The following is a 12,452-nucleotide window of genomic DNA, read 5'->3' as shown; positions in this document are numbered from 1 at the left end:
GGCAAGCAGCTGCTGATCACCCGTGGCGCGCTGACCACCTTCTCGATCGCCAACGACGTGGCCAAGTACTTCGCGATCATCCCCGCGATGTTCGCCGGGGTCTACCCGGGCCTGAGCCACCTCAACATCATGGGCCTGCACAGCCCCCAGTCCGCGATCACCTCGGCGATCGTCTTCAACGCGCTGATCATCGTCGCGCTGATCCCGCTCGCCCTGCGCGGCGTGCGCTACAAGCCGTCCTCGGCCCCGGCATTGCTGCGGCGCAACCTCGGCGTGTACGGGGTCGGCGGCCTGATCCTGCCGTTCCTCGGGATCAAACTCATCGACCTCGTGGTGCGGTACATCTACTGACGCTCACCGGGAGCCCCCGTGCCGACCTCGCTCCGCAGCTGGATCCGCGTCCACCTGACCGCCGTGCGGATGCTGCTCGTCTTCACCGTGCTCTGCGGGCTGGCCTACCCGCTGGCGCTCACCGGGTTCTCCCAGGTCGCCCTTCCCGGGCAGGCCAACGGCTCGCTGCTGCGACAGCACGGGCAGGAAGTCGGCTCCAGCCTGATCGGCCAGTCCTTCGACCTGCCCAGGACGAACCCGGCCGACCCGAAGGAGCAGCCCCGGCCCGATCCCCGGTGGTTCCAGCCCCGCCCCTCGGCCGCCGGCGCAGGGTACGACCCGACCGCCTCGGGCGGCTCCAACCTCGGCCCGAACAGCGACGACCTGCTGAAGGCCGTGAACGACCGCCGCGCGGCCGTCGCCCGCTTCGACGGCGTCGCCCCGGACCAGGTCCCGCCGGACGCGGTCACGGCCAGCGGCTCCGGCCTCGACCCGCACATCTCCCCGGTCTACGCCGACGAGCAGGTCAACCGCGTCGCCACGGCACGAGGCCTGGATCCGGAGGTGGTCCGCCGGCTGGTCGGGCAACACCGGCAGGGACGCGACCTGGGCTTCCTCGGCCAGCCTCGGGTGAACGTCGTCACCCTCAACCTTGCCCTCGCCCGGCTCGACCGGCCACGCCGCCCAGTCCCCCACGACCTCCGGACGCTGTGTGACGAACCGGTACGACGTGACCGCCGGGACGATGCTCTGCGGCGGCAGGGAGGTGTCGACGAGCAGTTGTCCGGACTCGGGGGCGTACGCGGCCGCCCCGGAGCACGCGCTGCGCCGCGCTGCCGACGACCCCGGCCGGCCCGGCCTGCACGGCTGAAGGCGGGGCAGGCGGGCCGACCGGGGGCGGCGTCGTGGCGTCAGGCTTCGGCGCCCATGTCGACCCAGTTGGTGACGTTGGCGATGGCGCCCTCCTTGACCGGGGCGTGGTGGTCGCTGGTGAGGACGCCGATGCGCAGGCCGTTCAGGACCAGGGCGACGGCGTTGCCGTTCCCGGCCACGTCGAACCAGTTGGTGAAGTTGGCGACGGCGCCCTCCTTGACCGCGGCGTGGTGGTCACTGGTGATGACCCCGATGCGCTGGCCGTTCAGGACCAGGGCGAGGGCGTTGCCGTTCCCGGCGACGTCGAACCAGTTGGTGAGGTCGCCGACGGCACCCTCCTTGACCCAGGCGTGCCCGTCGGTCGTGATGACGCCGATGCGCCGGCCGTTCAGGACGAGGGCGGTGGCGTTGGCGTCCGAGCCCATGTCGACCCAGTGGGAGACGTCGGTGACGGCGCCCTCCTTGACCCAGGCGTGGTGCTCGCTGGTGAGGACACCGATGCGGGTGCCGGACAGGGCCAGCGAGAGGGCGTTGCCGTTCACGGCCACGTCGAAGTATCCGGCGGTGAGGCTGCCCTCCTTGACCCAGGCATGGTGGTCGCTGGTGACGACGCCGATGCGGTTGCCGTCCAGGACGATCGAGAGCGCGTCGCCGCCCTCGTCGACCCATCCGGCGAACAGGCTGCCCTCCTTGACGTAGGCGCGGCCGCTCCTGTCGATGACGCCGATGCGGTTGCCGGACAGGGCCAGCGAGGTCGCCCCTTCGTACTGCTGGACCCATCCGCGGGAGTCGACGGTGCCGTCCTTGACGAACACGCGGCCGTCGGTGGTCAGGACGCCGATGCGGCTGCCGTCGACGGCGAGGCCGGCGATCGTTCCGGGCGCCGGGGCCGGGCCGGCGATGCGGGGGCTCTCCACGGCCGCCGCCTGGCCGACGGCCGGTGCGGCGGTCACTGCTGACGCCGCGATGGCCAGGACGGCCAGGGCACGGCGCACGGTCTTGGTGGCGTTACGCATGATCTTTCCCCTTTTCCTCTGGAAGGAATTACTGGCGCGGGACGTCTCCCGGGAAGCCGGCTGGTGCGTCGAGAGGCGGGCTTGCCGCCCTGGGCGCAGGTGACAGTCGGGGCCGCGGCGGGACAAGGATCTGCCGCACGTCGGAGCGTCGGAGCAGCAAGGGCAGAAGAATTCATGTACATGACATATGTGCGTCAGGCCGGTCCCCTGGGGCGCGTTCGGCCGGATGTGAAGCAACTATGCAGAGCATCCGTCAGATCTGCAAGGCCGGGCCTCCCGTGGGCACAACTCCCAACCCCCTTCCGGTCGGAGGCCGTTCGGGCACGGGACCCCCCTGGAAAACTCGGATACCGGAAGTCCGCCGGACCCGGACAGAATGAGGCGGTGCGGGCCGTCGCCACGAAACGCGCCCCGACCCTCTTCGTCGGTCGACCGTGGAGCAGCACATGCGTTCCCTCGCCCCCTCCCGGGAAAGTACGGCCGCCTCGGCCGCGGCCACCGGTGACACCGCGGGGTTCCTCCGCGCGTCGCTGCCCCTCCCGGAAGCCGTCCGTACCGCCGCCGGTACCTGGACGGCGGCTCAGGAAGCCATGGTCAGCCCTGCGGCGCCGCCGCCGCGGCTCAGCACGACCGACCGGATGTGGTCCAGGGCCCGGGCGTAGTCGGCGCGGCCCGGTTCGCGGCGGACGGCCTCGGTCAGGTCGAGGACCCGGTAGGGCGGACCGAGGTCCGTCAGCTGGGGGACGAACTCGGCCTTGGTGACGGTCCAGCGCTGCCCGGGCCCGGTAGGCGGCGAGAAGGTGAACCGGGCGATCGAGCTCCAGTTCCCCCGCGGGTCCTCCGCTCCGGTGGGGTTGAACATGTGGCCGGCGAGCTGGTCGCCCAGGCCGTAGACGATCCAGGTGTCGTTGATCTTCTCGTAGGCCTGCGGGATGTGGGCGTGGGTGCCGAGGACCAGATCGATGTCGGGCCGACCGGGGCTCTGCCCGGCGGTCAGGTCGCGGGCGAGGGTGAGCTGTTGCTCGTTCGGGGCGTCCTGCCACTCGGTGCCCCAGTGGAGACTGACCACCACGATGTCCGCCCCCTGTTCCCGGGCGGCCCTGGCGTCGGCGAGGATCCGCTCCCGGTCGATGAGGTTGACCGCCCAGGGGCGCTCCTTCGGCAGCGGGATGCCGTTGGTCCCGTAGGTGTAGGCGAGTTGGGCCACCGTGGCGCCACCTGCCGTGAGCAGTGCGGGGCGCCCGGCCTCGTCGGCGCTGCGGGCGGATCCGGTGTGCTTCAGGCCGACGGCGTCCATGGCGTCGAGCGTGCGCCGGATGCCGTCGGGCCCGTCGTCGAGGGTGTGGTTCGAGGCCGTGTCGCAGGAGGTGTAGCCGGTGTCCTTGAGCGCCCGGGCCACCTGCGGGGGCGACTTGAACGACGGGTAGCCGGTGAAGGGCCCGCCGTCGGCGCCGTACACCGTCTCCATGTGGCAGATGGCCAGGTCGGCGGCGCCGACGACCGGCTCGACTCCGGCGAGCATCCGGGTGAAGTCGTAGCCGTCGCCCCCGGCGTCGTCCCGGGCCTGCCGGATGATCTCGGTGTGCGGCAGCACGTCCCCCGTCGCGACCAGCGTGAACGCCCGGGGCCCCGGCGGGGTCGGTGCGGCCGTGGTACCGGGATCCCGCGGCGGCGACGGCACGGCCTGCCGGGCCTGCGGTGCCCCGCACCCCGCGAGGGCGAGCAGCAGGGCGGTGGCGGCTGTGAGGATCTCTCGGCGCGGGAATCGCATCGTCGGCTCGTCCCATGATCGGCGGGTGTGACGGTCCGACTATGCGAGCCGTCGACCGGCCGACGCGGAACCCGCGCCCTGGGATCACCCGACGGGGCCAGCCGCCTCGCGCGACGGCGCCGCGGCGCCGCGGCCGTACGGCGCGGCGCCCGGGAGGACCGGCTCCCGCGACCGGTCCGGCCCGACGGTGTCGAAGCGGGCGGCGGTCTCGGTGCCGACCGGCCTCATGCTGCGGCGTTCACCCGGTGCCGGATGCCGGTGCCGCCTGGGTGAGGCTGTCCGTGATCAGGCCGAGGGTGAAGTCGAACCGGTCGTGTCCGGTGCCGGAGGTCAGCTCGGCGGCATGGCGTCGGGTCTGCGGAAACGTGTCGGCCGGCAGTGCGGTGAACCGGTGGATCAGCTCCTCGCGGCCGAGGACCCATTCCTGGTCCGGGTGCTTGCGCCGCTGCTGGACCAGCGACTGCTCCAAGGCGTAGGCGCTGACGTAGAGGGACAGGGCGTCGAGCGCCCAGGCGGCGCTCCGCGGTTCGATTCCGCCGGCGAGCAGGATCGCCAGGAGTCCTTCCCTGACCCGCAACGCGGAGAGGTTGGTGGGGACCATGCCCAGCGCGGCACGGGAGACCCCCGGGTACTTCAGGTACTGATCGCGGATCTGCGCGTACACGTCGCGGATCTGCTCGCGCCACGCGGCCGGGTCCGGTTCGGGCAGCACGACCCCGGAGCACAGTCGGCCGACGAGCAGATCGTCGATGTCCTCCTTGCCGACGATGTGTGCGTACAGCGACGACGGCCCGGTGCCGAGCACCGCGGCGACTCGACGGATGGTCAGTGCGTCGTAGCCCTCGGTGGCCACGACCTGTAGGGCGGCGTCGGTGATCCGGTCGACCGTGATGGGTTTCTTGCGGGGCGCCGCCGCGGGCTCCCCGGCGGGCTGGGCGTGGCGGGCCGCTCGGCGTTGTCGAGGATCGGAGGACATACCCGTCACGATAGCTTGACACGATCTAAGTTCGCTTCGTAGAACTTAGATCGTGCATGACGAACTAAGTTCGTCTCGGTGTGGTTCGCCTGTACCCCGCCCAGGTACCCGGGCCGGGTTCGGAGGGTCCGTCCAGGAGGTGTGTGATGCGAGTTTCCGTGATCGGAGCCGGTCTGGGAGGTCTGGCTCTCGCGCAGGGTCTGCGCAGCGCCGGGGTCGAGGCCCACGTGTACGAGCGTGACCCGGGGATCACCGCACGGTTCCAGGGCTACCGGCTCGTGCTGAACCCGATCGGTTTCCAGGCTGTGCGCGACTGCCTGCCGACGCGCCGGCACCCGCTGCTGGACGAGATCGCCATGGAGGCCTCGGCCGAGCAACTGATCCTGGACCCGCGGCTGAACGAGATCGGCAGGCTCGGCGCGGGCCGGACCGGCATCGTGGTCGACCGGCAGGTGCTGCGACACCTGCTGCTGGCCGGCCTGACCGTACACACCGATGCCGCGCTGACCGGCTACGACGTGCTGGCCGACGGCAAGGTCCGAGCCCACTTCGCCCGCCGTGACCCGGCCACCGCCGATCTGCTCGTCGGCGCGGACGGCATCGCCTCCGCGGTCCGCGGGGTGTTGTCCCCGCAGACCACTCCCACCGACACCGGCATCCGGTTCGTCATCGGCCGCACCCCGCTGACCGACGAGTTCGCGGGCCTGTCCAAGGCCTACGGCTCGAAGATCGCGGGCGACGGCGTCAGCCTGCTGCTCGGCGCGATGCGCTTCCGTACCCCGCCGAAGCAGGCCGCCGAACGACTGGCCCCCGAAGTCACGCTGCCCGACATCGGCGACTACGTGCGCTGGGCCATGATCCTTCCGCCGAACGGGTCGCTCGGCGCCCCGACCGCGCAGGAGGCCGTGCTGTCCCGGATGGAGGGCTGGCATCCGGACCTGCGGGCGCTCATCGAGCAGGCCGACCCGGACAACAGCACCCTGCTGTCCATCCGGGTGGTCGAGCCTCGCGAGCGCTGGGCGCCCGGTCCGGTCACGCTGCTCGGAGACGCCATCCACGCCACCTCCCCGACCGGCGGCAACGGCGCCAACACCGCCCTGCGCGACGCCGACCTGCTGCGCCGCCGCCTGATCGGGGCCGTCGGGCGCCGCCAGGACCTCATCGGCGCGGTCGGCGACTACGAGCGGCAGATGTTCGAGTACGGCGGTGAGGCCGTGCGCCACAGCCTCGCCGCGCTACCCGCCTTCGTCCCGAACCCGGAACGACCCGAGCCGGCATGGTTTCAAGAACCTCGCGACCACGCCCCTGGAAGGCAGGGCCGAGCCCACCGAGGCGGACCGCAGGCGGGCGAAGGAGAAGATCGCCGCCCCTGTCCGGGCCAGGGCCCTGGCCCTGCGGAAAACGGTGCGACATCGAACGGATCCGCTCCTGCACCCCCGGCGTGACCCGTTCCGCAGTGTTGGAGGACGCGCCGGCGCTGGGTGCGACCCGCCGGGAACTCCGTAGGTACCAGTCATCCGTAGGAGTGTCATACCCGGGTAGCAATCGGCGAGTTGGCTCCCCGGTATGACGGCTTCGCCCTCGCCCCGCCCGTACCGTCGCTCCCGTACCGAAGGACGTGCCGGGCACGAGAGCAAGGGGACGGGCGATGGGCAGGCGGGGACGGGCGCTGGCGACGGTGGCGCTGGCGGCGACGGTAGTGCTGGGTGTGGCCGGGGCTCCCGGCGCGGTGGCGGTGGCGCAGGCCCCGGCCGGGCAACAGGCGAAGGCGGCGCTGCCGGCGCCCACCGGACCGTACGCGGTAGGCACCACCAGCGTGCACCTGGTCGACCGGGGCAGGGAGGACCCGTGGCAGGCCGGACGGCCCCGCGAGCTGATGATCAGCCTCTGGTACCCGACCGGCCGCCCCGCGCTCGGCGGAGAACGTGCGCCGTACATGACTCCCGAGGCGGCGGCGCACTTCGGCAGTGCCGACAGCGTCGGGCAGGGGGACTACGGCTTCGAGCCCGGCCGCACCGACTGGGCGGGCGTGCGCACCCACGCCCGGGTCGACGCGCCCGCGCTGCCCGGCGGGGCGCGGCCGGTGGTGCTGTACTCGGCGGGGCTGGGGGACCCGCGAACCTGGGGGACCGCACTGGTGGAGGACCTGGCCTCGCGCGGCTACGTCGTGGTGACCGTCGACCACACCTGGGAGGCGTCCGAAGTCTCCTTTCCGAACGGCGAGTTGGCCACCTCGGTGTTCCCGGAGCTGGCCAAGCAGCCCGGCCTGGACATGGGCGCGCTGCTGCGCAAGATGATCGGCACCCGGGTCGACGACACCAGGTTCGTCCTCGACGAGTTGGCGCGTCTGAAGCACTCCCGCACCCTGCCGCCCGGCGTCGGCGCCGCGCTCGACCTTGACCGGATCGGCATGGTCGGCCACTCCGGCGGCGGCTCCACCGCCCTCCAGGCCATGCGCGAAGACCCCCGGATCGACGCCGCCGTCAACATGGACGGGCAACTGCACTTCCCCGGACCGGACGGGAGGACCGGCGTCTACCTGACCGACGTCGCCGAGAAGGGCCTGGACCGGCCGTTCCTGCTGCTCGGCACCCGCGACGACGGCTCCGGCCCCCACCAGCAGCAGCCCGGCTGGGACGCCCTGTGGCGCCACAGCACCGGATGGCACGCCGACTTCACCCTCGACGGCTCCCGCCACGGCTCGTACACCGACGCCGAATCCCTGCTGCCACAGCTCGCCGGCCAGGGCGCGATCAGCTCCCACGCACTGCGCACCGACGTCGGGGACATCCGGCCCGACCGAGCGGTGCTCGCGACCCGGACGTACGTCGCCGGCTTCCTCGACCGCTGGCTGCGTGGCCACGACGACCACCTGCTGGACGGGCCCTCGGCGAGCTTCCCGGAGATGGTCTACGAGCCCTGACCGTGGTGTGGGCGAGGCCGAGGGCGGCCATCGGCTCGACCTCCTCCGCCGGTCTCGGCGTAGCCACCACCGCGGCTGAGCGCGACGTAGCGGCGCCGGTCCACGGTAGCCCTCGACGGCGCCGAGGACCCTGGCCCGCGGCATGGGCACCTTCTTCAAGACCTGCGAGGACCCGCAGGCGCGTTGGTCGAAGTGCGCGTGGTGCCGGGACCTGACCGCCGCCCATCGCGTGCATCATGCACGGTAGTTGGCTTCCAAAGCGGCGACGGGTTGCGTGGCGCGAGTAGTCGGCCGGGCCGGGTGCGGGGCCTCCCCGGCGCGCGGCCCGGAGCCCGGCCCGTGGCGCCGTCAGCCCCTGATGCCGTACGAGTCGCCGTAGATGGTCCACCGCAGCGGAGTGGCCAGGGTGAGGTTGCCGGCCTTCAGGAACACCCGTTGGACGGAGTCGACCCGGCTGGTGTCCTGGTGCGACGGGTCGGCCTTCATGGCGGCCCGGCGGGCGTCGAGGAACGCGTTCAGGTACGCGGTCTCGTCACCGCCCCGGGACGGCGGCTGGGCCTTGCTCAGCGCTGCCGCGCGGATGCCGCCGAAGCTCAGCCGGTCGCTGCCGGGGCCGTGCATGACGATCGCGTCGTAGTAGACGAACTGGCCGAGCGCGTGCAGTCCGTCCGCCTTGGCCTGGGCGACGGCGGGGTTGAAGTAGACCCGGTCGCGTTCGTCGTTCTGGGCTTGCTGGAAGGCCGGGTCCTGGGCCGCCTTGCGCCAGTCGCCGACGTAGGACGGGTCCAGGCCCGCGTGTGAGTCGGAGCCGTTCACCTTTTCCAGCGCTGGGATGTACGGCGCGAGCGCGTTGCCCGGCTTGAGCGCCTGGTAGTGCTTGACGAGCTGGAGCATGTCGCTGGTGCCCGAGGTGAACCCGATGATGCCGCCGGTGTAGCCGCGGCCGTCGTGGATGTCCTCGATGTACCTGTACTGGGCGCGCCAGTCGAGCGAGGAGTTCTCGGCGCTGGAGACCAGCTGCTGCGCGATGTCCTTCATCCGGGGAGTGTCGAGGTCGGCGCCGCCCACGGTGACGGGAGCGCCGGTGGTCGGGGCGGTGCCACCGCTGTTCCCGGGGCCGGTCGGGCTGCCCGGGCCGGTCGTAACCTTTCCGGTCGTACCCTTTCCGGTCGGGGAGCCGAGGTCGGGCTGGGGCGGCCGGCCGGCGCCCGCCTCCGGCTGACCGGGCGCGGCCCCCGGGCTGCCCGCCGTCGGCGCGGCACCCGGGCCGCTGGTCGCCGTCGAGGCGGCGGCGGTGGGCGGGGCGCTCGGCGCGTCGGTGGGTGACTCCGTCGCCGTGGGCGAGGCGGAGACCGGGTCCGTGGCCGTCACGGCGGCGCCGCTGACGGAGACCTCCGGGCGGGCCGGCGCGGGTCCGGAGGCCGCCGCCCCGGCATCGGCCGACCCACCACTGGTGGCGGCGGCGCCCACCGCTGCGCCCAGCCCACCCACGATCAGCGCGGCGATACCTGCCCGCCGTCGGACTGTCCGGCTGATCACTGTGCGCTTCTCCGTCATGGCTCCCGCCCCTCGCTCGCCGCGCCGGCCCTCGCGGGCCCGGCCGGTTCCTCCGGCCGTCACCGGCCCCTGCCGGCGTTCGTCGAGCAGAGGAACGGAGCGCGCCGGTGCGGGGGTTCAGCCCGGGCCGCCGACCCCGGCCGGACCACTGCCGTCCGACCGCCGTGCAGATCGCGGCCGTACCCGCGATCGCCGGACCCGGCACGCTCGGGGCCGACGACGACCACCCGGGACGCAGCCGTCTTCGGTCCGAACGCGGTCTCGGACGGCCTCCGGGTGGTCCTGCCGGAGGCGGCGGTGGGCCTGGCGGCGCAGTTGCGCGCGCGGGGGTTCGAACCGATCGGGATCGACGTCACCGAGCTGCTCAAGGCCGGCGGCAGCGTCAGGTGCTGCACCCTGGAGCTGCGCGGCGCCCCGGCCTGACCCGCCACCCGGCCGCCGTCCGGTGGTTCCCGTCCCCGTCGGCGTCGGCGTCGGGCCCGTCCGGCTGCCGCCGCCGGCGCCCTACGCCCGCCGGTCGGGTGGAGGCAGGATCGCGGCGGCCGGTGTCGCGGGGACCCAGCTCCCCGGGGCCCAGTTCCCCGGGACCCAGCCTTCCGACGTTCCGGGCGGCGGTGCGTCCCAGCAGTCGCAGGCCCGGTCGGAGGCCGAGCCGCCCGGGCAGGGCAGCTCCTGGGCGTCCAGTTCGTCCTGCAGCTCGGCCGGGAGCTCGCCGATGCCGGTCACCCACGTCTCGCGCTCCACGGTGTCGACCGCGTACCGGAACCGGAGGCCCGCGGCGTCGCGGTAGACCCACTGCTCCAGCTCGCGGCCGTCGATCGCGACGGTGCGCAGCGCCCCGCGCAGCGGCGTCCGCCGGCAGTCGAGCATCAGGGGGTCGTACTGCAGCTCGCACCAGATGTCGCCGGCGCGCTCGGGCTGCTCCGCCAGCAGCCGGTCCCAGACCGTCGCCAGGTCCGGACCGGCCAGTTTGGGACCGTCGCCGGAGCGGTGGCCGTGCCGGTACTCCTCGGGGCAGGTCAGCTCGGCGCGGCCGGTGGTGTACGGGCCGTGCCGGTCGGCGTCCGCGTGGGCGCCCGATGCGAGCAGCTCGGCGGTGGCCTGCCAGGTGGCCAGGGCATTGGCGAAGGGGGCCAGGAAGCCGGTGGCGGCGGTGGCCCGGAGCCCGGCGACGAGATCGTCGGCGAGCGTGGGCAGCTCGCCGACCGGCAGGAACCGGGACCACGGCAGCGCCTCGGTCAGCGCGGCCCGCGGTGCGGCGCCGGGCAGGTCCCGGACCGCAGTGGCCCCGAGCAGGGCGAGCCGGCGCTCGGCCTCGACGGCCGCGTGCTGCTCGGTCCGGCACAGCTTGCGCTCGGCGGCGACCCGGTACGGCAGCGGCTTGATCGGCGTGCCGTTGTCGGTGTGCTCGCACCCGTACGAGTACCCGGTGATCCACGGCTGTTCGGCCATCGTCTGCGCCCTCCATCGCCCCGCGCCGGTCGGCGCGCGTCCCACCCGATCGCACGGCCCCAGCGGAGGAACGGTTCACCGAGGCCCGGGCCGGCTCAGTCGGGAGCGCCGTCCGCCGCGGCGACAGCTTCGCGGCCGACGGCGCACCGTGGTGGCCGAGGAGGTGATCACGGACGTCCTCCTGGACGACCTGGCAGATCACCGGCGCGGGTAGGGTGACAGCCCGTTCGACGGGCCGAGGGCTACCACCAGCGCTTCGGCCTCGGCCACGTCGTCCCGTCGAGTGCGGGCAGGGTCAGCGTGCGTTCTCCGGGCCGGCCTCGGTCGCCGTGACGGTGGCCTCGTGCTCGGCCTTCTCCGACTGGACCGCGTCGTACAGGGCGCGCACGTTGCCGCCGCCGAAGGTGTCGGCGCCGATCCGCTCGATGATCTCGTAGAAGAGCGTGCGCTTGGGGTGGACGGTGCGGGTGAAGATCTGGAAGAGCTGCCCGGTGTGGTCCTCGTCGGCGAGGATCCCGAAGGCCCGCAGTTCGCCGACGGAGTGCCGGTCCAGGTCGACCCGGACGGCCAGGGCGTCGTAGTAGGCCTCCGGGGTGGACAGGAAGACGGTGCCGCGCTTGTCGAGCCGGGCGACGGTCTCGACGATGTCCTCGGTGGCGAAGGCGAGGTGGTGGACGCCGCCGGTTCCGTGCCGCTCCAGGAAGTCGCCGATGTGACCGGCCTCGTGCGCGGGGCTGGGGGCGAGGACGGTGAAGGTGATGTCGCCGGTGGGGCTGCGGACGGCCTTGGAGTCCATCGCCTCCTTGCCTTGGACCATCAGCTCCTCGTAGACGGCGTGGTAGCCGAAGACCCGCTCGTAGTAGGCGGTGGAAGCGGCGAGTTCACCCGTCCGCACGCTGACCGCGACATGGTCGAGCACCGTGAGCGCGGGGGCCTCGGCGGGCACCGGCAGCGGCTCGGTGACCGGCTCGAAGCCGGGCAGCGGCAGCGGGGTGCCGTGCGCCTCGGCGCCGGCCGGGCGCTGGACCAGGGTGTGGCGTACGTCGTCGAAGCCTGCGCCCAGCACGGCGGTGACCCAGCCGTCGGCCTCGGCGGGCTCGGCCAGCACGGTCGCCTCGCGGGCGACGGCGTCGGCGAACGCGGCGCGCGCGCCGACGGCGGTGAGGGCGATGTCGGCTATGCCGTCGCCGTGCCGGTCGGTGTAGGCGGTGGCCGGGTGGCCGGCGTCGAGGCCCTGGGTGACGACGAGGACGATGTCGCCCGTGCGCAGGGCCAGGGATCGGGAGGCGCCATGCGGGCCGGTGCGCTCGGCGGTGGCGTAGACCTGGAATCCGTAGCCGTCGACGAACGCCTCGGCGGCGGCGGTGGCGTCGGTGACGTACAGCTCGACGTGGCTGAGGTACGGGGCGGGAATGTTCACGGGAGGTCCTCGGGGTGATGGGGGAGCGGGAGTTCAGGCACCGTCACTGCGCTGCGGCGAGGGCGTCGGCGAGGCTCTCGTCGTCGACGCGGACGAGGTAGTGGGCGTCGTCGTTCTCGAACGGGTTGGTCGTG

General features: G+C 73.2%; 8 protein-coding genes and 4 pseudogenes. 6 read left to right on the top strand and 6 right to left on the bottom strand.

What is annotated here, in order from left to right; all coding sequences use genetic code 11:
* The 3 genes and pseudogenes from ACGF13_RS34970 to ACGF13_RS34960 form a co-directional block, all read left to right on the top strand.
* Nucleotides 1-351 (top strand): annotated as a pseudogene (locus tag ACGF13_RS34970) (potassium-transporting ATPase subunit B); the annotation flags it as partial.
* An 18-nt stretch (nucleotides 352-369) separates the two neighbouring features.
* A pseudogene (gene kdpC / locus ACGF13_RS34965) lies at nucleotides 370-990 on the top strand (potassium-transporting ATPase subunit KdpC); the annotation flags it as partial.
* Between the two features lie 52 nt (nucleotides 991-1,042).
* Nucleotides 1,043-1,201, top strand: a complete 159-nt coding sequence (locus tag ACGF13_RS34960) for a hypothetical protein (RefSeq protein WP_392883172.1) — start codon at nucleotides 1,043-1,045, stop codon at nucleotides 1,199-1,201.
* Between the two features lie 40 nt (nucleotides 1,202-1,241).
* On the opposite strand, the gene ACGF13_RS34955 is transcribed toward ACGF13_RS34960, so the two are convergent.
* From ACGF13_RS34955 to ACGF13_RS34945, 3 genes are all read right to left on the bottom strand, one after another.
* Nucleotides 1,242-2,219, bottom strand: coding sequence for a hypothetical protein (locus ACGF13_RS34955; protein WP_392883170.1), 978 nt, complete (start codon nucleotides 2,217-2,219; stop codon nucleotides 1,242-1,244).
* A 580-nt stretch (nucleotides 2,220-2,799) separates the two neighbouring features.
* Entirely contained in the window at nucleotides 2,800-3,990 is a 1,191-nt protein-coding gene (locus tag ACGF13_RS34950) for a CapA family protein (RefSeq protein WP_392883168.1), read from the bottom strand.
* A 238-nt stretch (nucleotides 3,991-4,228) separates the two neighbouring features.
* Entirely contained in the window at nucleotides 4,229-4,966 is a 738-nt protein-coding gene (locus tag ACGF13_RS34945) for a TetR/AcrR family transcriptional regulator (RefSeq protein ID WP_392883167.1), read from the bottom strand.
* 146 nt (nucleotides 4,967-5,112) lie between these two features.
* Here ACGF13_RS34945 and ACGF13_RS34940 point away from each other — a divergent pair, with 146 nt between their 5' ends.
* Nucleotides 5,113-6,411, top strand: a complete 1,299-nt coding sequence (locus ACGF13_RS34940; protein ID WP_392883165.1) for an FAD-dependent oxidoreductase — start codon at nucleotides 5,113-5,115, stop codon at nucleotides 6,409-6,411.
* A 203-nt stretch (nucleotides 6,412-6,614) separates the two neighbouring features.
* Nucleotides 6,615-7,889, top strand: a complete 1,275-nt coding sequence (locus ACGF13_RS34935; RefSeq protein ID WP_392883163.1) for an alpha/beta hydrolase family protein — start codon at nucleotides 6,615-6,617, stop codon at nucleotides 7,887-7,889.
* A 348-nt stretch (nucleotides 7,890-8,237) separates the two neighbouring features.
* Here ACGF13_RS34935 and ACGF13_RS34930 read toward each other — a convergent pair.
* A pseudogene (locus tag ACGF13_RS34930) lies at nucleotides 8,238-8,942 on the bottom strand (chitosanase); the annotation flags it as partial.
* Nucleotides 8,943-9,668: 726 nt separating this feature from the next.
* Here ACGF13_RS34930 and ACGF13_RS34925 point away from each other — a divergent pair.
* Nucleotides 9,669-9,869 (top strand): annotated as a pseudogene (locus ACGF13_RS34925) (arginine deiminase-related protein); the annotation flags it as partial.
* Between the two features lie 81 nt (nucleotides 9,870-9,950).
* On the opposite strand, the gene ACGF13_RS34920 reads toward ACGF13_RS34925, so the two are convergent.
* Together ACGF13_RS34920 and hppD are read right to left on the bottom strand one after the other, a co-directional pair.
* Complete coding sequence (locus tag ACGF13_RS34920; RefSeq protein WP_392883162.1) at nucleotides 9,951-10,898, bottom strand: hypothetical protein; 948 nt, start codon at nucleotides 10,896-10,898, stop codon at nucleotides 9,951-9,953.
* A gap of 295 nt (nucleotides 10,899-11,193) precedes the next feature.
* Nucleotides 11,194-12,318, bottom strand: coding sequence for a 4-hydroxyphenylpyruvate dioxygenase (gene hppD / locus ACGF13_RS34915; RefSeq protein WP_392883161.1), 1,125 nt, complete (start codon nucleotides 12,316-12,318; stop codon nucleotides 11,194-11,196).
* Nucleotides 12,319-12,452: the final 134 nt, after the last annotated feature.

The organism is Kitasatospora sp. NPDC048286, assembly GCF_043201735.1.
Taxonomy (GTDB): domain Bacteria; phylum Actinomycetota; class Actinomycetes; order Streptomycetales; family Streptomycetaceae; genus Kitasatospora.
This window is presented reverse-complemented; position numbering and strand designations above follow the sequence as displayed.